Origin of the sequence: Marinobacterium sp. BA1 (genome assembly GCF_041155135.1) — a bacterium.
Classification (GTDB): domain Bacteria; phylum Pseudomonadota; class Gammaproteobacteria; order Pseudomonadales; family Balneatricaceae; genus Marinobacterium; species Marinobacterium iners.
This window is the reverse complement of the sequence record NZ_BAAFHC010000001.1, coordinates 2,690,368-2,711,187: the sequence shown is the minus strand read 5'-3', so window position 1 is coordinate 2,711,187 and position 20,820 is coordinate 2,690,368. Positions and strand designations below refer to the sequence as shown.

The window sequence follows — 20,820 nt, the reverse complement described above, 5'->3', positions numbered from 1 at the left end:
GCATGCGCCATATCATTTCAGTCCTGATGGAAAACGAGCCGGGTGCCCTGTCGCGCGTGGTAGGGCTGTTCTCCCAGCGTAACTACAACATCGAGTCGCTGACGGTCGCACCGACCGAAGACTCCACCCTGTCACGTCTGACCGTGACCACCATTGGCAACGATCGTGTGGTGGAGCAGATCACCAAACAGCTGAACAAGCTGATTGACGTGGTCAAGGTGGTGGATCTGTCCGAGGGTGATCACATCGAGCGCGAAGTGATGATGATCAAACTCAAGGCCAGCGGCCAGATGCGCGCCGAGATCAAGCGGACCTGCGACATCTTCCGTGGTCAGATCATCGATGTGACCCCGACGACCTACACCGTGCAGCTGGTGGGCGCATCCGACAAACTGGATGCCTTCATCAATGCGCTGGGCAGCGCTTCCATTATGGAAGTGGTGCGCTCGGGTGTGTGTGGTATTGCGCGTGGCGAGAAAGTCCTGAGCCTTTAAAAGCTATCGGCGTCACAAAAAAAACCGCTGGCCGTGCAGACGACCAGCGGTTTTTTGTTGCCCGCTGTCAACTCAGTGGGCGTCGAGGCGGTTGCGTCGGTCCTGCCGCCACAGCAACACGCCGGTAATCAACACCGCGATGCTGACCAGCCCAACAATGATCGTTGCCAGCGCATTGATTTCAGGACTGACGCCGAGGCGTACGCTGGAGTAGACCACCATCGGCAGGGTGGTGGCACCGGGACCGGAAACGAAGCTGGCCACCACCAGATCATCCAAAGACAGCGTGAATGCCAGTAGCCAGCCAGCGATCAGCGAGGGAGCGATGATCGGCAGGGTGATGCTGAAAAATACCTTCAGCGGGCGGGCTCCCAGATCCAGCGCCGCTTCTTCCAGCGACAGGTCCATATGTGCCAGTCGGCTTTGCACCACCACGGTGACATAGGCCATCGCGAAGGTGGTGTGGGCGATCACGATGGTGGTCATGCCGCGTCCGGCCGGCCAGCCGATCACGCTTTCCATCGCCACGAACAGCAGCAGCAGCGAAAGGCCGATAATCACCTCTGGCATCACCAGTGGCGCGGTTACCATCACCTCCAGCGAGCCCCTGCCGCGAAAGCGACGGAATCGCACCAGTGCCAATGCCGCCAGTGTGCCCAGCACTACTGCTATTGTAGCGGTCAGGGCAGCAATACGGACACTGAGCCAGGCGGCGCTGAGCAGCTGGGTATTCTGCAGCAGTTCGCCGTACCATTTGGTGCTGAAGCCGCCCCATACCGTGACCAGCCGACTTTCATTGAATGAATACACGATCAGGCTGATGATCGGGCCGTACAGAAAGGCATAGCCCAGCAGCAGAATGGTAATCAGCAGTGGCATGCGTTGTTTCATGTGGCACCCTCCTCGGCGGCTCTGCGCTCAAAGTGGCGCAGCAGCACAAAGGGCACAATCAACGCCACCAGCAGCAGTGCCGCCAGCGAAGACGCCAGTGGCCAGTCCTTGTTGTTGAAGAATTCGGTCCACATCAGCTTGCCCAGCATCAGGGTGTCCGGCCCGCCCAGCAGGTCGGGAATCACGAACTCGCCCATCACCGGAATGAACACCAGCATGGCACCGGCCAGTACGCCCGGCAGTGACAGCGGCAGGGTGATCAGCAGAAACTGCTTCCAGGGGCGGCAGCCCAGATCGGCGGCCGCTTCGAGCAGGGTCAGGTCCAGCCGGATCAGGGTGGCATAGAGCGGCAACACTACGAACGGCAGGTAGTTATAGACGACGCCGATATAGACCGCGAACGGTGTGTGCATGATCTCAAGCGGGGTATCGATCAGGCCGGTCCAGAGCAGGAAGTTATTGAGCAGCCCGTTGCCCTTGAGGATACCGATCCAGGCATAGATGCGAATCAGGAACGAGGTCCAGAACGGCAGAATGATCAGCATCAACAGCGGCAGACGCCAATGCGCCGGCGAACGCGCGATGGCATAGGCCATGGGATAGCCGATCAACAGGCAGCAGACAGTGGAGATTGCGGCTATTTTGAGCGAGCCCAGCAGGGCGCTCAGATAGAGTGAATCTTCCAGCAGCAGCTGATAGTTGCCGAAATTGACCATGATGGTCACAAGCCCGTCTTCGATTTCGCGGATCAGGTCCAGATAGGGAGGCTGTGCCAATACCGGCTCGGACAGGCTGATCTTGAGTACGAAAAGGAACGGCAACAGGAAGAACAGCGCCAGCCAGAACCAGGGGATGGCGATGATCAGGTTGCGCGCCGGTGGCAAGTGCCGTTTCAGCTTCATTCCGTCAGCACCCCGCAGCTGTTGGCCGACCAGCCCAGCAGTACCTCTTCGTCCCAGGTCAGTGGCTGCTCGGCCAGTGCCTGCACGTTGGACTGGGTGAACTGCACTCGCTTACCGCCAGCCAGCTCCACATGGTAGATCGATACGTCGCCCAGATAGGCGATCTCTTTGATGACTCCACGCAGTTGGTTGGGCGCATCGGCATCCAGCTGACTCAGGACTCGAACTTTTTCAGGACGCAGCGCGACCGTCACGGCCATTCCAGGTACCAGTGGCTGACTGTGGCGTACCAACAGCTGAGAGTCGGCCTCGTCACACTGCACAATCACCTGATCGTCGTCCTGTTGCACCACGTAACCGTCAAACAGATTGACCGACCCAATGAAGCTGGCGACATAACGGGTGGACGGAAACTCATACAGACGTCGAGGCGGGTCGACCTGTTCTGTGCGCCCTTCATGCAACAGCGCGATGCGCGAGGACATGGTCATCGCCTCTTCCTGATCGTGGGTCACCACGATAAAGGTGATGCCGAGGCGTTCCTGAATGTTGACCAACTCAAACTGGGTTTGCTCACGCAGCTTCTTGTCCAGCGCCCCAAGCGGCTCGTCCAGCAGCAGAATCTTCGGGTGTTTGGCCAATGCGCGGGCCAGCGCCACACGTTGGCGTTGGCCGCCGGAGAGCTGATGCGGTTTGCGTTGAGCCAGCTTCTCGATCTGAACCAGTGCAAGCATTTCGGCGACGCGAGCCTGACGCTCGGTCTTGGGCATGCCTTCCTGCTTCAGGCCGAAGGCGATGTTGTCTGCCACGGTCATGTGCGGAAACAGGGCGTAGGACTGGAACATCATGTTCACCGGTCGCTCGTATGGAGGCACATCGGTGACATCCTGACCGTCGATGAAAATGCGACCGCTGGTCGGGGTCTCGAAGCCGGCCAGCATGCGCAGCAGGGTGGTTTTGCCGCAGCCTGAGGGGCCAAGCAGAGAAAAGAACTCACCCTGATGAATGTGCAGGCTGACATCGTCGACCGCATAGAATGAGCCGAAGCGTTTGGTGAGGTTTTCGATTCGAACCAGAGGCTCCCCTTCGGGGGCCTGCCAGGGCTCTTCGGGTTTGAACTGGCGCAGTGTTGCCATCAGTGGTGGGTACTCCCGATAAAAAAGATGCCCCTGATTTCAGGGGCATCTCAGGTTCAGGTGATCGACTGGGTTCAGCGGCCGGTTTTGACTCGGGTCCAGCTACGGTTCATGTCGCGAATCTGGCGTTCTGTCGGCGTTTTCAGCACGATCAGATTTTCACGCGTTTCCTGCGGCGGATAGATGCCGGCATCGTTGCGGATCTCTTCGTCGATCAGCTCGGTAGCCGCCGCATTGGCGTTGGCGTAGGCCACATAGTTTGTGATCGGTGCGATGACGTCCGGCTGTAGCAGGAAGTTGATGAACTGGTGCGCGGCTTCCGGGTGCGGTGCATCCGCCGGAATCACCATCACATCGGTCCAGACCACAGCGCCTTCGGAGGGTACAGCATAGGCCACTTCAACCCCGTTGCCGGCTTCGGCCGCACGGTCACGGGCCTGCAGAATGTCACCGGAGTAGCCGTGGGCTACACAGATATCGCCATTTGCCAGGTCGTTGATGTACTGCGAGCTGTGGAAGTAACGAATATTCGGACGTACGGCCATGACGGTTTCAGCCGCCTTTTCCAGTGCAGCCTTGCTGAAGTCGGTGGTATCCTCGCCCAGATAGGCACGTGCCGCGACAAATACTTCGGTCGCATCGTCCATCAGCGTCACGCCACAGCCGGCCAGTTTGGCTACGATTTCCGGATCAAACACCAGGCGCCAGGTATCCAGCGGCATGTCGTCTCCCAGAATTTCACGCACCTTCTTTACGTTGTAGCCAATGCCGGTGGTGCCCCACATATAAGGCACCAGATGTTGGTTATCCGGGTCGATGTCGGCCAGTGATTTCATGATGACCGGATCCAGGTTATCCAGATTGGTCAGCTTATCTTTGTCCAGTTTCTGGTAAAGGCCGGCCTTGATGTGACGGTCGGCAAAAGGGCGTGCTGTCGGGAACGCCAGATCATAGCCGCTGCGACCTGCCAGCAGTTTGGCTTCAAGCACCTCGTTGGAATCGTAAACGTCATAGACGACCTTGATTCCGGTCTCCTGCTCGAACCGCGCCAGTGTGTCTTCAGCGATATAGTCAGACCAGTTGTATACGTTGAGTTCCTGCGCTGATGCGGCTCCCGCCAGCAACATACCAGGGAGCAGTTTTCCGAGTTGCTTGAACACTTTTTTCATCGCCATGGGTCTCCGGCAACGCTGTGAATGGTGGAGGCTCAAGAGAGCCTCACGGTGTGTCCGGCAGCGAATGCAGCGGACGGATTCAAAGCGTGAATATGGAACAAAAGACTGGCAAAAAAAAGTATTTTTTTGCAACTGCGGTTAAACAGGGCGGTTGAGCCTGATCAGTTTTATCAGTTGATCGCGTACAGCTGACTGAAGACGAGTGTGGTCTATAGTGAGACACACCACAGAAGGACAAGGAGAACGGGCATGTGTGATATCAAGGGGTGTGGAAATACGCATTCGGACAAGCCGCTGCCGCAGGCAACCGGTGAAGAACGGCGCAATTTTCTCAAGGGCATGCTGGCATTGCCATTGGCAGTGGTGCTGGCGGATCCGTTGCTGGCGCAAGCAGCGGGCAACCGGACTCGGTCAGTGCAGCTGGCACTGGGAGGCGGGGACAAGGTGCAGGCACACCTGGCCATGCCCGAGGGGGATGGGCCTTTTCCTGCGGTGGTGCTGATTCACGAATGGTGGGGGCTGAATGACCAAATCAAAGCGGTGGCGGCTGAGCTTTCCAATTTAGGCTTTATGGCGTTGGCGGTGGATCTTTATAAAGGCGGTGTGGCTGATACCCGTGAGGATGCAATGGCACTGATGCAGGCGGTCAATGAAGAAGAGGCAACAGACACACTGACAGGCTGGATTGACTGGCTGCGGCGGCACCAGGGCTGTAATGGCAAGGTCGCTACCATGGGATGGTGTTTTGGCGGCGGCTGGTCGCTCAATGCGTCCATGGAAACCCCGGTCGACGCGACCATCATCTATTACGGCAATGTCACCCGTACCCCAAAACAGCTGTCACGCCTGCGAGGGCCGGTGCTGGGTCATTTTGGAACGTTGGACAAGAGTATCGACGAGGCGATGGTGGGCGGCTTCGAGCGGGCCATGGCCGAAGCCGGCAAAGCCGATAAGCTGAACGTTTACTGGTATGTGGCGGACCATGCCTTCGCCAACCCTACCGGCGCCCGTTATGACGCCGATGATGCAGCCTTGGCATGGTCGCGTTCGGTCAGTTTCCTGTATCGACAGCTTGGTTAGCGCTGCTATCAGAACGGAAACAGCATTGGCGTCAGTATCAACGTGATTGCCAGTGCCAACAGCTGCAACGGAATACCCACCCGGGCGAAGTCGGCAAAGCGGTAGTTGCCGGGGGCCAGTACCAGGGTGTTGACCGGTGACGCGATGGGGGTGGCGAATGCGGTCGAGGCTGCAATAGCCACGGTCATCATCACCGGTTCTGGGTTGACGCCGGTCAGCTGGGCGGTGGTGATGGCGATGGGTGCCAGCAGGACCGTAGTGGCAGTATTGGAGATGAACTGACTCAGCAAGGAGGTCAGCATGAAAAGGCTGGCACAGAGAACCAGCGGGCTGCTGTCGCCGACCAGACTGACGAGGTGTTCAACTACCCAGGCCAGGGCGCCGCTGCGTTCCATCGCCAGTGCCAGCGGCAGCATGCCAGCGATCAAAATCAGACTGGTGGCGTTGAGAGAGCGGTAAGACTCCTGCAGTGATACGCAACCGGTGAGGATCATCGCCAGCGCTGCCAGCAGAATGGCGGACAGGTTGTCCAACCAGCCCGTGGTCATACACACCAGCATTGCCAGCAGAATAATCAGAGCAACCGGCCCACGGCTGCCGTGGGTGGGAATCTCTTCCAGCTCGGCAGGTGTCTGCAATACCACCAGCTCGCGCGAACCCTGCAGGCTGCGGATCTGTTCCCAGCTGCCGGCCAGCAGTAGGGTGTCGCCGGGTGTAAGCCGAGTTTCGGTAAAGCTTGTATCCATGGCGGCCTGGTCTCGGCGGATACCCAGCACGCTCAGCCCATAGCGCTCGCGAAAATGTCCTTCCTTTATTGAACGATCACACAGCGGTGACTCAGGGGGCAGCAGTACTTCGGCCATACCGAACTGACGTTCCAGCTGACTTATCTCCCGCGCAGGGAAGCCCATCCGCTTCAACTTCAGTGTTTCGCACAGGTGTTCCAGCCGTGCTTCGTCGGCATATACGATTAACTGATCCTGATACTGCATGCGGGTGTTGCTCAGTACCGGCACTAAACTGGAGAGTAGCCCGCCACTGCGGGAAATGGCGATCACGGTGACATCATATTCGGTGCGCAGTGCCGCTTCGGCCGGTGTTTTCTGCGCCAATGGGCTGCCGGGCGTGATCATCAGCTTGTGTAGCTGACGACTCAGGGCATAACGGCCGCTGATGGCGGCGACGCCCGGTGCGGTGTTTTCCGCCAGTTGCTGTGCTCGTTCGGGCAGCAGCTTGCGGGCCACCAGAATCAGATAGCCCATGCCTGCAATCAGAATCGCCAGCCCCAATGGGGTAAAGTCAAAGAAGCCAAACGGCTCAAGGCCTGCGCTGCGCATCTGGCTGCTGACGATGATATTGGGTGGAGTACCGATCAGTGTCAGCATGCCACCAATAAGAGCGGCAAAGGCCAGCGGCATCATCAACTGTGAGGGTTGCATGCCGGAGCGGCGTGCCATGCTCAGTACCACAGGAATCAACAGTGCAACGGCACCAGTGGAACTCATGAATGCGGACAGCAGCGCCACCACAGGTAACAGGAATAGCAGAAGTCGGGTTTCGCTGCTGCCGCCCATGCGCAGCAGCCAGTTGCCTGCGGCAGCGGCGATGCCGGTGCGAAACAGCGCTTCACCGACCACAAACAGGGCGGCGATCATGATCACCACCGGCTCACCGAAGCCGGCTACTGCTTCCGCAGGCGTGATAATGCCGGACAGTGCCAGCGTAACCACAACCATCAGTGCAACCAGATCCATGCGCATACGATCGCTGACAAACAGGGCGATGGTAATGCCGAGGGTGGCAAACACAAACAGCATGTCGGGTGTCATGGAGCGGGGCCCTCTTTGAAAGTTCAGCCGGCAGTGTAGGGATTAATCCGTGACAGGGCCATTATCCAGCAATGACCAGAACGCCCGGATCAGCGGGGAGCGAAGCTTGCGCTCCAGTGCAAACAGGCCGATCTCGTAGGGCTCCAGTGCCGGTGATACCGGCAACACCCGTACCCGATCTGCCAGGGGGCTGTTGTCCAGCACAATCTGGGGTACCACTCCGATGCCGAAACCCAGACTGACCATGCTGACGATCGCTTCGTTGCCGGCGACCTGGGCATAAATGCGCGGCTGGATATGACGTTGGCTGAACCATTGATTGACGCGATCACGTGAGATACCGCTTTCGGGCAGAATCATCGGCTGGCGGCTCCACTGTGCTTCACTGCCGAGGGTGTCGCTCGACTCGCTGGCAGGGGCGATGAACAGCAGCGGGGTGCGGTCGATGGGGCGAAAGGCCACCCCGGTGGGCAGGTGAGCGGGGCGGGCGGCGATGGAGATCTCTTCACGACCGCTCTGCACCCGGGCGATCGCATGCTCGGGATCGCCGGTATGCAGCTTGATCTCGACACGCGGATACAACTGGCGAAACCGGCTCAGCAGTGAATACAAAAAGCTGTAACTGGCAGTGACCGAGCAGTATACGCTGATCTCGCCCTGCAGCTCGCTGGCGCTTTCCAGCAGCGAGTGTCGTACCTGTTCCCACTGTTGCAGCGCTTCGCGGGCGTACTGGGCGAAACGCATTCCCTCGGGCGTGAGTTGGACGCTGCGGTTGTCACGCAGGAAAAGTTCAACGCCCAGCGAGTCCTCCAACTGCTTGATGGCGCGACTCAGGGTTGAGGGGCTGACATGGCAGGCTTCACTGCTGCGACCGAAGTGCAGGGTATCGGCCAGACTCAGAAACAGGCGCAGGGTACGGGTATCCATTATGTTTCTTAAAATGAAATATGATGTTGCAAATATATCATTTTACGCAATGATTCCTATCCCTTAATGTAGGCGCCATTGCTATAGTCATCACGGCTATATGCACCCAATCACTCCATTCAAGTCAAAGGATCAGAACCATGCAGGTTTATTACGATAAAGACTGTGATCTCTCCATCATCCAGGGCAAGAAAGTTGCCATCATCGGTTACGGCTCTCAGGGCCACGCCCATGCGTGCAACCTGCACGATTCCGGCGTTGATGTAACTGTTGGTCTGCGTGCCGGCTCTTCTTCCCGTGCCAAGGCTGAAGCTCACGGTCTGAAAGTGGCTGACGTGGCTGACGCCGTTGCCGCTGCCGATCTGGTGATGATCCTGACTCCGGACGAATTCCAGGGCCAGCTGTACAAGGCCGAGATCGAGCCGAACATCAAGCAGGGCGCTACTCTGGCCTTCGCTCACGGCTTCTCCATCCACTACAACCAGATCGAGCCGCGCAAGGATCTGGACGTGATCATGATCGCGCCGAAGGCACCGGGTCACACCGTGCGTAACGAATTCGTCAAGGGCGGCGGTATCCCTGACCTGATCGCGATCTTCCAGGATGCGTCCGGCAACGCCAAAAATGTTGCTCTGTCTTACGCTTCAGGCGTGGGCGGCGGTCGTACCGGCATCATCGAAACCACTTTCAAGGACGAGACTGAAACCGACCTGTTCGGTGAACAGGCTGTTCTGTGTGGCGGCTGTGTTGAGCTGGTCAAGGCCGGTTTCGAAACCCTGGTTGAAGCCGGTTATGCACCGGAAATGGCCTACTTCGAATGTCTGCACGAACTGAAACTGATCGTGGACCTGATGTACGAAGGCGGCATCGCCAACATGAACTACTCTATCTCCAACAATGCCGAGTACGGTGAATACGTAACCGGCCCTGAGGTGATCAACGAAGAATCACGTCAGGCGATGCGTAACGCACTGAAGCGCATCCAGGATGGTGAGTACGCCAAGATGTTCATCAGCGAAGGCGCGACCAACTACCCGTCAATGACAGCCCGTCGTCGCAATAACGCTGCGCACCCGATCGAGCAGACCGGTGAGAAACTGCGTGCAATGATGCCGTGGATCGCTGCCAACAAGCTGGTCGACAAAGAAAAGAACTGATCCCGCATTTGGTTGTGTGATTAGATCAACTGCCGGGCTTTGCCCGGCAGTTTTGTTTCGGTGCTGCGGTGCTCACCAGCGGTGCTGCTTGCACCGGTTTGACGCAAAAGCTGAACTGTCTTCTCTTCTTTCTGCTGCAATATCCCTGTCATCCTTGATAACCATAATTCCCGCAGGGTTTTGGCACGGCATCTGCTTGTGTCACCCATGCGTAGTAAAGTGACAGGCCCAGCCTTGCTTGGGCCTTGTTCTTATTACGCCAAAGTATTAGAGGAAGAACCACTTTTCTTGATCCAGGTCGTGAAGTGGATTCCGGAAACTTGAACTCCGGTATGGGCGTGCTATGAATGGCTTCACTAATAAAAATAAAACGCTTGGTAGTGCGCCCCGGCCCTTAGGCTGTAACCGGATGTGCTTGTGCTACCAACAGTCAAGGATGCGTCCATCATGAGTAATGTCGATTTTTCCGTTCTGTGTGAGCAGGCGAAGGCCTATGCCGGGTTTGAGCCGCAAGATGAACTGATCCTGGTTCAGGAGGCCTCTAGGCTACAGCCACACTTCTCCGCCATCACCGATGCCTTTTACGCCGAGTTGCAAACCATTCCAGAAGCCCTGCCGTTTCTGGAGGGGCGTGTCGATACTTTGAAAACCACCCATACTGCATGGCTCAGCAAGGTTTTTACCGGCCCTTACGATGCCGACTTTGCTGCCTATATGCACCATGTTGGCGTAGTGCATGTGCAGGTGAAGCTGCCTGAGAAGTTCATGACCAGTGGTATCGGCTTGATCAACAAACACCTCATTCCGTTGTTGCCTGAAATCTATGCCAATGATGTGGGTAAAATCGGTCAGGTACTCAAGGCGCTCAACGCCGCTACCAGTTTTTGTCTGTTGATCATGCTGGAATCCTACCGCGGCCATGAATTGGAGCGTTTCATGGAGGTAACCGGCATCAGTCGTGTGCTCTACAATAATTTGGCGGCCGCCTATCGCAGCCATCATGGCCATGCGGCCTGAGTTGAATCGAACTCCCCCTGTACCCGTCACCCGGCGCCTGTATTCATCCACCGCTGGGTGACTCTTAAGTGATAGACGTTTCGAACCATAACGAGTCAAAATCAGTCTTTTCTGGAAAGGGCTCTGCCACTGTGTGCAGGGTCCATTGCAAGGATGTGTTTAATGCGACAAATCGATTTTTCCCACCTGAATCAACAGGCTAAGCTGTTTGCCGGCTTTGATGCTCAGGATGAGCATGAATTATCACGTGCTCTGCCTCAATTGATAGCAGAGCTGGACTCCGTGACGGATGCCTTTTATGCGGAACTGGCCGGGATTCCCGAAGCAATGCCCTTCCTTGAAGGGCGACTGGATGCGCTGAAAGCGACTCATCGACAGTGGCTTGAAAAGATATTTACTGGTCCCTATGACGATGAATTTGCCGCGTACATGCATAAGGTGGGTGTTGTTCATGTACAGGTGCGCCTGCCTGAGCGCTTTATGGCCAGTGGCATTGGATTGATCAGCAAACACCTTATTCCTGTATTGGCACAGCAGTTCCGTGATGACCCGGAACGCTTGGGTACGCTGATGAAAGCCGTGAACGGTGTTACGGTGTACTGCCTGATCATCATGCAGGTTTCCTATCGCGAACACGAACTGGAACGGTTTATGGATGTGACCGGGATCAGCGAAGCGCTCTATGCCAACTTGTCGGCAGCCTATCGCAAGAAAACAGGTGTGTCGTCAGACTGAGTCAAAGCGACATGCAAGTGAGGCATTGATTGTTCTCTTTAAATAACAGTGGCTTGTGTTAGTTTAGCAAACCTTGATATTTGTGGTTGGCGTGAGAAAATAGCGCCCCTTTCGAGGGTCGCCGGGAGTGACCCTGAGCCAACACATGCAAGGACGTACCTGATGAGCCAGACAGATTTTGCCACCCTGTGCCAGCGTGGGAAGCTGAATTCCGGGTTTGATTCTGAAGACGAAAAGCTGCTGATTCAGGAGGGAGGCCGGCTGCTTCCCTATTTGGCGGAGGTGACCGAAAAATTCTATGACGAATTGCAGCAGATACCGGCGGCAGTGCCTTATCTTGAAGGGCGTGTCGAAGGGCTTAAGGCGACTCACTTGGCCTGGCTGCAAACCATTTTCAGTGGTCCCTACGATGCGAATTTTGCCGCCAGTATGCACAAGGTGGGGGAGGTACATGTCCAGGTCAAGTTACCGGTCGAGTTCATGGCCAGTGGTACCCTGCTGATCAAGAAACATCTGGTACCGATCCTGACACAGGTTTATGCCGGTGATGCCCTGCGTATGGGGTTGATGATGAAAGCGGTTAACGGTGTAACGGGGTTCTGCCTGATAATTATGCAGGAGTCCTATCAGAGCTCCTTGCTGGCACAGGAATTGGATAAATTCATGGCGATTACCGGTATCAGCCGGGCGCTGTTTAATAATCTTGCCAATGCCTACAAGGATGATGGTGGGACTGGGATGGTCTGATCTTCTCGGAGCGTTGGGTTTGGCCCTTGCTGTCGGGTAGAATGAGGCTTCCGGTTACACCAAAGAGGCAGCCTTGAATGAGTGATCAGCAACAATCGCCGAGAGATGAGAGTGAGCATCAAGACAACAGTGCCCAGCGTCACCGTGGTGTTTACCTGTTGCCAAACCTGTTTACCACCGGCGCCCTGTTTTCGGGTTTTTATGCCATCGTTGCTGGGATGAACGGACAGTTCATACCTGCTTCCATTGCCATATTTGTTTCCATGCTGCTTGATGGGCTGGATGGACGAGTGGCTCGCATGACCAATACTCAAAGCGCATTCGGTGCCGAATATGACTCGCTGGCCGACATGGTCTCCTTTGGAGTGGCGCCGGCGCTGGTAGCGTATAACTGGTTGCTGTTCGATCTTGGCAAACTGGGCTTTTTTGCCGCGTTCGTATTTGCGGCGGGTGGTGCATTGCGGCTGGCACGTTTCAATACTCAGATCGGTTCGGTCGACAAGCGCTATTTCATCGGTTTGCCAAGTCCTGCTGCGGCAGCGGTCGTGGCTGGGCTTGTCTGGACGTGTGCTGAATACGAGCTCGACATGAGTGGTACCGCCTATCTGGTGGCGTTCTATGTGGCGCTGTGCGGTGTATTGATGGTCAGTAATGTGCTGTATTACAGCTTCAAGGATATTGACTTCAAGGGCAAGGTACCGTTCTGGATTCTGGCGGTGATCGCGCTGGTTCTGGGGGTCATTTCGATCAGCACTTCTACTTTCCTCTGGTTGCTGTTCCTGCTGTATGCCCTTTCTGGACCACTGCTGTGGTGCTGGCGCCGCTTTAAACATCGCCACTGATTCTTAAAACGGGCTTCGGCCCGTTTTTGCCATCTGCTCTTCACCATCACTGGCCGTTTGGTGTGTTTGTCAGCTATACCTCAATTGAGGTGATTACCATGGCAAACAAGCCTGATTGGCTGCAGGCGTTGCTGAGCGTGCTGGCAGCCTTCTTTGGTGTGCAGTCTGAACGTAATCGTGAGCATGATTTCAGCCAGGGGCGCCCGCTGCATTATGTCCTGGCGGGCCTGCTCTTGGCGCTGGTGTTTGTGCTGGGTGTGATCCTGCTGGTGTGGTGGGTGCTCAGTCTGGCGGGTGTTTGACTCAGATCATTGCGCTTGCGCTTTTTTCAGGGCTGCTATACTCCAGATACCGGATCGCCTGTCGGACAGCATTGTGAGCCTGGCCGCAGGCCAAGACGGGGAGGCCTGGAGATGGGACTTAGAATAATAAAAACCATCGGCTCAGGGGTTGGATTGGCGCTGCTGGCACCTGCATCTTTACGTGCGGAATGGGGGCTCAATCTTACACCCGGTGTCACGGATGTCAGCCGTTCGGTATATGACCTTCACATGACAATCTTCTGGATCTGTGTCGCCATAGCACTGGTGGTGTTTGGTGTCATGTTCTGGTCGATCTTTCATCACCGCAAGTCGCGAGGGGCCAAGGCCCACCACTTTCATGAAAATACACTGGTTGAGGTAATCTGGACGCTGGTACCGGTGCTGATACTGGTTGGTATGGCCGTTCCCGCGACGGCCACCCTGATCAAAATGTACGACCCGTCCGAAGCTGAACTGGATGTGCAGATTACCGGCTATCAGTGGAAGTGGCGTTATGACTATTTGGATCATGAGCTGAGCTTCTTCAGCAACATGTCGACCCCGCGTGAACAGATAACCAATGCCGCTGAGAAGCAGGAAAACTATCTGCTTGAGGTGGACCGTCACCTTGTGTTGCCGGTGGGTACCAAGATCCGATTTCTGCTGACCGCCAACGATGTTATCCACAGCTGGTGGGTGCCTGCGTTGGCCGTCAAGAAGGATGCCATTCCCGGTTTTATCAATGAGGCCTGGACCATCATTGATGAGCCGGGTATCTACCGGGGGCAGTGTGCCGAGCTTTGTGGGCAGGATCATGGCTTCATGCCAATAGTGGTCGAAGCGGTCAGCAAAGAAGACTTTGATGTCTGGCTGATGGCGGCTCGGGCAGAAAAAGAGGCTCAGGTTCAGGCTGCTGAGCGCAGCTGGACACTGGATGAGTTGATGCAGCAGGGCGAGCAGGTATATCTGCAGGCCTGCGCGGCCTGCCACCTGCCGAGCGGTGAGGGGGTGCCGGGTGCTTTCCCTGCCCTGAAGGGCAGTCCAGTCGCATTGGGTGATGTGTCTGCACATATCAATATCGTGCTGAACGGCAAAGCGGGTACCGCCATGCAGGCGTTTCGTGATCAGCTCAGCACCGTTCAACTGGCCGCTGTGATCACCTATGAGCGTAATGCCTGGGGCAACAGCTTGGGTGAGGCGGTATCACCGGCTCAGATCTCGCGCTTGTTGCAGTCGGCCGATGGGGAGGGGGAGCAATGAGTACGCTGGATACCACTCTGGAAACGCATTCAGATGAGCATCATGGCCCTGCCAGTGGTCTCGGGCGCTGGTTGTTTACCACCAACCATAAAGATATCGGCTCCATGTACCTCTGGTTCAGCCTCTTGATGTTTCTGGTGGGTGGCTCCATGGCGCTGATGATCCGCGCCGAACTGTTCCAGCCGGGGCTGCAACTGGTTGAGCCGGGCTTCTTCAATCAGATGACCACCATGCACGGGCTGATCATGGTGTTTGGGGCGGTGATGCCGGCGTTTGTGGGGCTGGCCAACTGGATGATACCGATGATGATCGGTGCCCCGGACATGGCGCTGCCGCGAATGAATAACTGGAGCTTCTGGATCCTGCCATTTGCTTTTGCCATGCTGATCTCGACCCTGTTTATGACGGGAGGGGCGCCAAACTTCGGCTGGACCTTCTATGCACCACTGTCGACGACCTATGCCCCGCCGAGCGTGACCTACTTCATCTTCGCCATTCACATGATGGGGATCAGCTCGATCATGGGTGCGATTAACATCATCGCGACGATTCTCAACATGCGGGCACCGGGCATGACGATGATGAAACTGCCACTGTTCTGCTGGACCTGGTTGATCACCGCTTTCCTGCTGATTGCGGTCATGCCGGTGCTGGCGGGGGTGGTAACCATGATGTTGATGGATATCCATTTTGGCACCAGTTTCTTTGATGCTGGTGGCGGTGGGGATCCGGTGCTGTTCCAGCATGTGTTCTGGTTCTTCGGTCATCCCGAGGTCTACATCATGATTTTGCCGGCCTTCGGCATTATCAGCCAGATCATTCCCGCCTTTGCTCGCAAGCGTCTGTTTGGCTACGCCTCCATGGTATATGCCACCGCTTCGATCGCGATATTGTCGTTTCTGGTTTGGGCGCACCACATGTTCACGGTCGGTATTCCGCTGGCCGGTGAACTGTTCTTCATGTATGCCACCATGTTGATCGCCGTGCCTACCGGGGTGAAGGTGTTCAATTGGGTGGCTACCATGTTCCGCGGCTCGATGACCTTCGAAACGCCAATGCTGTTTGCGCTGGCATTTGTAGTGCTGTTTACCATCGGCGGTTTTTCGGGGTTGATGCTGGCGATCGCACCGGTGGATTTCCAGTACCACGATACCTACTTTGTGGTGGCTCACTTCCATTATGTGCTGGTACCGGGGGCCGTTTTCGCCATTATGGCAGGTGTCTACTACTGGTTGCCGAAGTGGACTGGTCACATGCTGGATGAGCGCATGGGTCGGTTTCACTTCTGGCTGAGCTTCATTGGCGTCAATATCACCTTCTTTCCCATGCACTTCATCGGGCTGGCCGGCATGCCACGCCGCATACCGGATTACGCACTGCAGTTTGCCGACTTCAATATGGTGGCCTCGGTGGGTGCCTTTCTGTTTGGCCTGTCACAGTTGATCTTTGTCTGGAACGTGATCGCCTGTGTACGCGGTGGCCGCAAGGCTGAAGCCAGAGCCTGGGAAGGTGCCGAAGGGCTGGAGTGGGAAGTGCCATCACCGGCGCCTTACCATACCTTTGCCGAGCCGCCGAAACTGCCGGAGTCGCTGCGATGAGCCCGCAAGCAGCCACTCGCAGGCTGGTAAGGCGGCTGGTATTGGGTTGTGTGCTGATGTTCGGTTTTGGCTTTGCGCTGGTCCCTTTGTATGACGTGTTTTGTGAAGTGACGGGGCTAAACGGAAAGATTACCAATACCGGCCCGGTTGCGGCATCGGAAGTGGATACCAGTCGAGAGATCAGGGTGAGATTGATTGCGGTTCATAACGAGGCAATGCCCTGGAAATTCGGGCCGCAGCAGAATCTGATTCTCACCCACCCGGGAGAGATGAAGCAGACAGCCTTTATGGCAACCAACCCGACCGGCCGGCGTATGGTGGCGCAAGCTATCCCGTCGGTTGCTCCTGCAGAGGCTGCGCGCTATCTGCATAAGGTGAACTGCTTCTGTTTTGAGCAGCAGGTCCTTCAGTCTGGTGAATCGGTCGAAATGCCGCTGCTGTTTGTGGTCGACAAGAACCTGCCGGAGCATATCCGCTCGCTGACCTTGTCCTACACCCTGTTTGATATCTCGCCGGCGATTTCATCAACAGAGCAGGTTGAAAAGGAGCAATCGTTATGAGCAATTCAACCTATTACGTGCCTGAGCAAAGTCGCTGGCCGATTTTGGCATCCATTGCACTTTTCCTGTTGGCCTATGGTGCCGGTACCCTGATGAATGCGTTGAGTGCGCAGCAGGGAGGTGGGCTTGGCGTCGCGTTGTTGTTGGCGGGGGCGTTGATGATGGGGCTGATTCTGGTGGGATGGTTCGGCAATGTGATTCATGAAAGCCGCAGCGGGCTGTATTCCGAGCAGATGGACCGTTCCTTTCGCTGGGGGATGAGCTGGTTCATCTTCTCGGAAGTGATGTTCTTTGCCGCGTTTTTTGGCGCTCTTTTCTACGTGCGTGTGCTGGCGCTTCCCTGGTTGGGAGGTGAAGGTGACAAGGGGGTAACCGAGCTGCTCTGGCCCGGGTTTGTGGCAGAATGGCCCCTGCTCAACCCGCCCGACAGTGCGCGTTACCCCGGGCCTGAAGCTGTCATCAGCCCCTGGCACATACCGCTGCTCAACACCTGCCTGCTGGTGACGTCCAGCTTTACTCTGACACTGGCACACAAGGCCCTGTTGCGAGACGAGCTGATTATGGTGCGCCGCTGGATGACACTGACAATTCTGTTGGGTCTGATTTTTATCGGCTTCCAGGCTTATGAATATGTGCATGCGTATCAGGAGTTGGGACTGACGCTGCAGTCCGGTGTTTACGGTGCCACCTTCTTTATTCTGACCGGCTTCCACGGTCTGCATGTCACCTTGGGTACGCTGATGTTGATGATCATTCTGGGGCGCGTGGTATTGGGTCATTTCAGCTCACGCCAGCACTTCGGTTTTGAAGCGGTGGCCTGGTACTGGCATTTTGTGGATGTGGTCTGGATTGGGCTGTTCCTGTTTGTGTATGTGCTCTGAGCTCTGAGCTCTGCCAGGGCGCATGTGAGCGAAGACGGCCGCTGCTGAAACCGTAGACCAGAAGCAGTATCAGCAATACGCTGAAAATGACACGCCAAAGCAGGCGATTGGCCGTGGTGCCATCGGCTGAAGGTCGTCGAAGCAGAGACCAAAGACTGCTGAACAGTGCGATCAATACGGCAATAAACAGCAGGACGATCAGAAGATGCAACATGGAAATTTCCTTATGTCTGATCAACCAAGTAAAGCGGATAGCCCCGCTGCATTCAAATATCTGCGCTGGCTGTTGGCGCTGCTCGGTGTTCCGTTGCTGTTTGGTCTGGGCTACTGGCAGCTGCAGCGTGCCGAACAAAAGCAGATTGGGCTCGATCAGCAGGCCGTTGAGCCGATGACGCGTGCAGCCACTGCGCTCAGGCAGCTTGAACGCCAGGCGTGGGTGCCGGTACGACTGGAGGTTGAGCTGTTGCCATATCGTATTTTTCTGCTGGATAACCGTACCCTTAATGGGCGTGTGGGCTACGAAGTGATCGTTCCGATGCGCGTCGATGAGGGCTCCTTGTGGCTGGCCAGTTTGGGGTGGGTTGAAGCGCCATCCCATCGAGACCGGTTGCCTGCCCTGCAACTTGAACAACAACGCATACAGGTCGATGGGGTGCTGGCTCATCCAACCGGGTCGATGACGCTGGCAGACCTGCCCGCTGAAGTAGGCTGGCCACGACGAATTCAATCCGTCGATCTGGAGCAGATCAGGCAGGCTTTGGAGATGGAAGTTGAGGCGGTCATGCTGCACCTCAAGACGCCAGTGAGTGATCAAATCACGCCAAGGAACGCTATTCATCAAGGAGTCAGTCCACAGCGGCATCAGGGCTATGCAGTGCAGTGGTTTGCGTTGGCCATCACATTGCTGCTCTGGCTGTTCTGGGCGGCTCGACATGGCAGGAGGCAGGGCGATGGCAAGTAATAGGTGCACTTTCTGGGCTATCTGGGCATTGGGCATGTTGCCAGTGTTGCTGGCCGTGGCGGTATATACCACAGGCGTCGGTATACCGAGTGAACAGGTGAATACTGGCAGGTTGTTGCAGCCGGCAGTGCCGCTGCAGCAATGGGGCGGGCAGGCTGACCGCTTTACACGTCATTGGTCGTTGCTGCTGGTGCACCGGGGTGGGTGTGACCATGGATGCTTGCGGCAGGAGGAAAGGCTTAAACGTATACATGATGCTTTGGGTCGGGATGCTGATCGCTTTCGGGTAAGAATGGAGGCTTCAGACGCATTGGCGCCAGGTGTTTGGGTTGTTGATCCGTTGGGCAATCTGGTACTGCATTACGGACAAGCCTATGAGGGCAAGGCAGTGCTGACTGATTTGCGACGACTGCTGAAAGCATCGAGGCTGGGATGAGTGCACTGAAGCTGGTAAGAAGCGCGATAGTACTGGCGTTGATTGTTGTGCTGCTGGGCGGCTGGACACGGCTGAATGACGCAGGCCTTGGCTGTCCCGACTGGCCGGGATGTTATGGAACGTGGGTGTTGCCATCAGATCATGTTGAGCTGGCTCAGGGCTATCCAGGAGTTGTGATTGATCTACGCAAAGGCTGGATCGAAATGATACATCGGTATGCGGCCGCTTGTCTGGGCCTCATTGTACTGGTGCTGGCAGTCATCGCACTGAAAAATCGCACGGTGACAGGGTATCCGTCGAAGCTGTCGCTGCTGTTGCTGGGGCTAGTAGTATTGCAGGGGCTGTTTGGAATGTGGACTGTCACATTGAAGCTGTTACCGGTCATAGTGACTCTGCACCTGATGGGTGGTCTTGCGACATTGACGCTGCTGGTACTGCTGGAACAGCGATTGAATCATTTTTACAACCCACAAGCTCAACCAACAGGGGGCCATATGGGAACACGCATACTGCTGTTCTGCCTGTTCCTGCAGCTGCTGTTAGGTGGCTGGACCAGTACCAATTATGCCGGCTGGGCCTGCAGCGATTGGTTGTTGTGCAATTCAGATGAAACAGTTGGATACGACTTTTCAACCGGGCTTAATCCTTTCATGGCCATAGGGCCCAACTACGAAGGTGGGCTGCTGGATGCTCCGGCAAGAGCGGCCATTCAGGTTTCACATCGCTTGGGGGCGTTACTGCTTATAGTGGTGTCGTGTTGGGTTGCGCTGTCGCTTTGGCGAAGGAGGTATCTGCGCTTTCATATCACGTTGTTTCTGGCTGCGCTGGGTGTGCAGGCGCTGCTGGGTATTGCCAATATTGTATGGATGTTGCCACTCGGGCTGGCAGTTGCACATCACGCGGTAGCCGTGTTGCTGTTGTTGTTGGCGCTGAATCTGCACGACCGGGCGAGAAGTCCGGTAATGGAGGCAAATCATGAGTATCGTGTCGTTTGCGGGTAATACCGTTTCAGATGCTGGCTGGAGAGACTATCTGGCGCTATGCAAGCTGAAAATTGTCGCCGTAATGTTGCTGACATTGGTGGTTGGATTCTGTTTGGCCCAGCCGGGATTACCATCGCTGTCACTGCTGCTGATAACCAGTATAGGAGTCGGGCTAGCTGCAGCCTCGGCAGCGGCGGTCAACCATGTTCTGGATCATAATATTGATTGCTGTATGGCAAGGACTGCGCGGCGACCGCTGCCGCAGGGGCGAGTCAGTCCGGGTAATGCGCTTCTGTTTGCAGCGGTGATCGGCAGCGCCGGGCTGTTGCTTCTTGCTACATTGGTGAACCCTCTGACGGCGGTGCTAACGCTGGCGTCGCTTATCGGCTATGCCATTGTATACACGGCTGTTTTGAAGCGAGCGACACCGCAAAATATTGTGATAGGTGGCGTTGCAGGTGCTGCACCTCCGCTACTGGGCTGGACTGCTGTGACAGGCTCGCTGGACTCGCAGGCGTTACTGCTGATGCTGATTATTTTTGCCTGGACACCACCTCATTTCTGGGCGCTGTGTATCGCTAGAAAGGATGACTATGCCCGTGCCGGGGTGCCGATGCTCCCCAATACCCATGGTGAGTCCTATACGCGGCTGCACATTCTGCTGTACTCAATACTCACAACAGTGGTGACATTGCTGCCGTTTATTAATGGTATGAGCGGACTTATCTATCTGGCAGGGGTCAGTATTATCAACTACCGCTTCATTACCTGGGCTGTACGATTGAATATTTCACGTAATCCGGGCGATCCGATGAAAATGTTTCGTTACAGCATTGTGTACATCATGTGGCTGTTTGCCATACTGCTTGTAGACCATTATTGGCAGCTATTCGTATAAACGGTTGTG

At 56.1% G+C, this 20,820-nt stretch carries 23 protein-coding genes; 16 read left to right on the top strand and 7 right to left on the bottom strand.

Features of this window, described 5'->3' with window-relative positions; genetic code table 11:
* Nucleotides 1-2 precede the first annotated feature (2 nt).
* A complete protein-coding gene (gene ilvN / locus ACAM29_RS13115) occupies nucleotides 3-494 on the top strand; it encodes an acetolactate synthase small subunit (RefSeq protein WP_091827921.1) in 492 nt (163 codons plus the stop codon).
* Between the two features lie 72 nt (nucleotides 495-566).
* Here ilvN and ACAM29_RS13110 read toward each other — a convergent pair whose 3' ends face one another.
* From ACAM29_RS13110 to ACAM29_RS13095, 4 genes are all read right to left on the bottom strand, one after another.
* The gene (locus ACAM29_RS13110) at nucleotides 567-1,385 is read right to left on the bottom strand and encodes an ABC transporter permease subunit (protein ID WP_091827920.1); all 819 of its coding nucleotides are present in this window, start codon (nucleotides 1,383-1,385) and stop codon (nucleotides 567-569) included.
* A complete protein-coding gene (locus ACAM29_RS13105; protein WP_369624398.1) occupies nucleotides 1,382-2,287 on the bottom strand; it encodes an ABC transporter permease subunit in 906 nt (301 codons plus the stop codon). Before ACAM29_RS13105 ends, ACAM29_RS13110 begins: the two co-directional genes overlap by 4 nt.
* Complete coding sequence (locus ACAM29_RS13100; protein ID WP_369624397.1) at nucleotides 2,284-3,423, bottom strand: ABC transporter ATP-binding protein; 1,140 nt, start codon at nucleotides 3,421-3,423, stop codon at nucleotides 2,284-2,286. The genes ACAM29_RS13105 and ACAM29_RS13100 overlap by 4 nt, the downstream gene beginning before the upstream one ends.
* A 74-nt stretch (nucleotides 3,424-3,497) precedes the next feature.
* Nucleotides 3,498-4,598, bottom strand: a complete 1,101-nt coding sequence (locus ACAM29_RS13095; protein ID WP_369624396.1) for a polyamine ABC transporter substrate-binding protein — start codon at nucleotides 4,596-4,598, stop codon at nucleotides 3,498-3,500.
* A gap of 249 nt (nucleotides 4,599-4,847) precedes the next feature.
* On the opposite strand from ACAM29_RS13095, the gene ACAM29_RS13090 reads away from it, so the two are divergent.
* Entirely contained in the window at nucleotides 4,848-5,678 is an 831-nt protein-coding gene (locus ACAM29_RS13090) for a dienelactone hydrolase family protein (protein WP_369624395.1), read from the top strand.
* Between the two features lie 8 nt (nucleotides 5,679-5,686).
* On the opposite strand, the gene ACAM29_RS13085 is transcribed toward ACAM29_RS13090, so the two are convergent.
* Together ACAM29_RS13085 and ilvY are read right to left on the bottom strand one after the other, a co-directional pair.
* A complete protein-coding gene (locus ACAM29_RS13085) occupies nucleotides 5,687-7,507 on the bottom strand; it encodes an SLC13 family permease (protein WP_369624394.1) in 1,821 nt (606 codons plus the stop codon).
* 42 nt (nucleotides 7,508-7,549) lie between these two features.
* Nucleotides 7,550-8,434, bottom strand: a complete 885-nt coding sequence (gene ilvY / locus ACAM29_RS13080; RefSeq protein WP_369624393.1) for an HTH-type transcriptional activator IlvY — start codon at nucleotides 8,432-8,434, stop codon at nucleotides 7,550-7,552.
* A gap of 98 nt (nucleotides 8,435-8,532) precedes the next feature.
* On the opposite strand from ilvY, the gene ilvC reads away from it, so the two are divergent.
* The 10 genes from ilvC to ACAM29_RS13030 all read left to right on the top strand — a co-directional run bounded on the left by ilvC (nucleotide 8,533) and on the right by ACAM29_RS13030 (nucleotide 17,533).
* The gene (gene ilvC, locus ACAM29_RS13075; protein WP_354411413.1) at nucleotides 8,533-9,591 is read left to right on the top strand and encodes a ketol-acid reductoisomerase; all 1,059 of its coding nucleotides are present in this window, start codon (nucleotides 8,533-8,535) and stop codon (nucleotides 9,589-9,591) included.
* A 447-nt stretch (nucleotides 9,592-10,038) separates the two neighbouring features.
* Nucleotides 10,039-10,608: a protoglobin domain-containing protein gene (locus ACAM29_RS13070; RefSeq protein ID WP_354411347.1), complete on the top strand. Its 570-nt coding sequence runs from the start codon at nucleotides 10,039-10,041 to the stop codon at nucleotides 10,606-10,608.
* 162 nt (nucleotides 10,609-10,770) lie between these two features.
* Entirely contained in the window at nucleotides 10,771-11,343 is a 573-nt protein-coding gene (locus tag ACAM29_RS13065) for a protoglobin domain-containing protein (protein ID WP_369624392.1), read from the top strand.
* Between the two features lie 162 nt (nucleotides 11,344-11,505).
* A complete protein-coding gene (locus tag ACAM29_RS13060; protein ID WP_369624391.1) occupies nucleotides 11,506-12,090 on the top strand; it encodes a protoglobin domain-containing protein in 585 nt (194 codons plus the stop codon).
* A 77-nt stretch (nucleotides 12,091-12,167) separates the two neighbouring features.
* Complete coding sequence (pssA, locus tag ACAM29_RS13055; protein ID WP_091827910.1) at nucleotides 12,168-12,932, top strand: CDP-diacylglycerol--serine O-phosphatidyltransferase; 765 nt, start codon at nucleotides 12,168-12,170, stop codon at nucleotides 12,930-12,932.
* Nucleotides 12,933-13,030: 98 nt separating this feature from the next.
* Nucleotides 13,031-13,234: a DUF2970 domain-containing protein gene (locus ACAM29_RS13050; RefSeq protein ID WP_091827909.1), complete on the top strand. Its 204-nt coding sequence runs from the start codon at nucleotides 13,031-13,033 to the stop codon at nucleotides 13,232-13,234.
* 111 nt (nucleotides 13,235-13,345) lie between these two features.
* Nucleotides 13,346-14,494 carry a cytochrome c oxidase subunit II gene (gene coxB / locus ACAM29_RS13045; protein WP_369624390.1) on the top strand — a complete coding sequence of 383 codons (1,149 nt, stop codon included), beginning with the start codon at nucleotides 13,346-13,348 and terminating at the stop codon, nucleotides 14,492-14,494.
* Nucleotides 14,491-16,092 (top strand): cytochrome c oxidase subunit I, encoded by a 1,602-nt coding sequence (gene ctaD, locus ACAM29_RS13040; RefSeq protein WP_369624389.1) that lies wholly within the window; start codon nucleotides 14,491-14,493, stop codon nucleotides 16,090-16,092. Before coxB ends, ctaD begins: the two co-directional genes overlap by 4 nt.
* Entirely contained in the window at nucleotides 16,089-16,652 is a 564-nt protein-coding gene (locus ACAM29_RS13035; RefSeq protein WP_369624388.1) for a cytochrome c oxidase assembly protein, read from the top strand. The genes ctaD and ACAM29_RS13035 overlap by 4 nt, the downstream gene beginning before the upstream one ends.
* The gene (locus tag ACAM29_RS13030; RefSeq protein ID WP_369624387.1) at nucleotides 16,649-17,533 is read left to right on the top strand and encodes a cytochrome c oxidase subunit 3; all 885 of its coding nucleotides are present in this window, start codon (nucleotides 16,649-16,651) and stop codon (nucleotides 17,531-17,533) included. Before ACAM29_RS13035 ends, ACAM29_RS13030 begins: the two co-directional genes overlap by 4 nt.
* On the opposite strand, the gene ACAM29_RS13025 is transcribed toward ACAM29_RS13030, so the two are convergent.
* Nucleotides 17,433-17,747 (bottom strand): DUF2909 domain-containing protein, encoded by a 315-nt coding sequence (locus ACAM29_RS13025; RefSeq protein ID WP_369624386.1) that lies wholly within the window; start codon nucleotides 17,745-17,747, stop codon nucleotides 17,433-17,435. The two genes, ACAM29_RS13030 and ACAM29_RS13025, sit on opposite strands and share 101 nt — an antisense overlap.
* Nucleotides 17,748-17,759: 12 nt before the next feature.
* Here ACAM29_RS13025 and ACAM29_RS13020 point away from each other — a divergent pair, with 12 nt between their 5' ends.
* Genes ACAM29_RS13020 through cyoE form a run of 4 tightly spaced genes read left to right on the top strand, consistent with a single transcriptional unit; the run spans nucleotide 17,760 to nucleotide 20,811 of the window.
* Nucleotides 17,760-18,494 (top strand): SURF1 family protein, encoded by a 735-nt coding sequence (locus ACAM29_RS13020; protein WP_369624385.1) that lies wholly within the window; start codon nucleotides 17,760-17,762, stop codon nucleotides 18,492-18,494.
* Nucleotides 18,484-18,930, top strand: a complete 447-nt coding sequence (locus ACAM29_RS13015) for a hypothetical protein (protein WP_369624384.1) — start codon at nucleotides 18,484-18,486, stop codon at nucleotides 18,928-18,930. Before ACAM29_RS13020 ends, ACAM29_RS13015 begins: the two co-directional genes overlap by 11 nt.
* The gene (locus ACAM29_RS13010; protein ID WP_369624383.1) at nucleotides 18,927-19,931 is read left to right on the top strand and encodes a heme A synthase; all 1,005 of its coding nucleotides are present in this window, start codon (nucleotides 18,927-18,929) and stop codon (nucleotides 19,929-19,931) included. Before ACAM29_RS13015 ends, ACAM29_RS13010 begins: the two co-directional genes overlap by 4 nt.
* Entirely contained in the window at nucleotides 19,906-20,811 is a 906-nt protein-coding gene (cyoE, locus tag ACAM29_RS13005; RefSeq protein ID WP_369624382.1) for a heme o synthase, read from the top strand. Before ACAM29_RS13010 ends, cyoE begins: the two co-directional genes overlap by 26 nt.
* The last annotated feature ends 9 nt before the right edge of the window (nucleotides 20,812-20,820 follow it).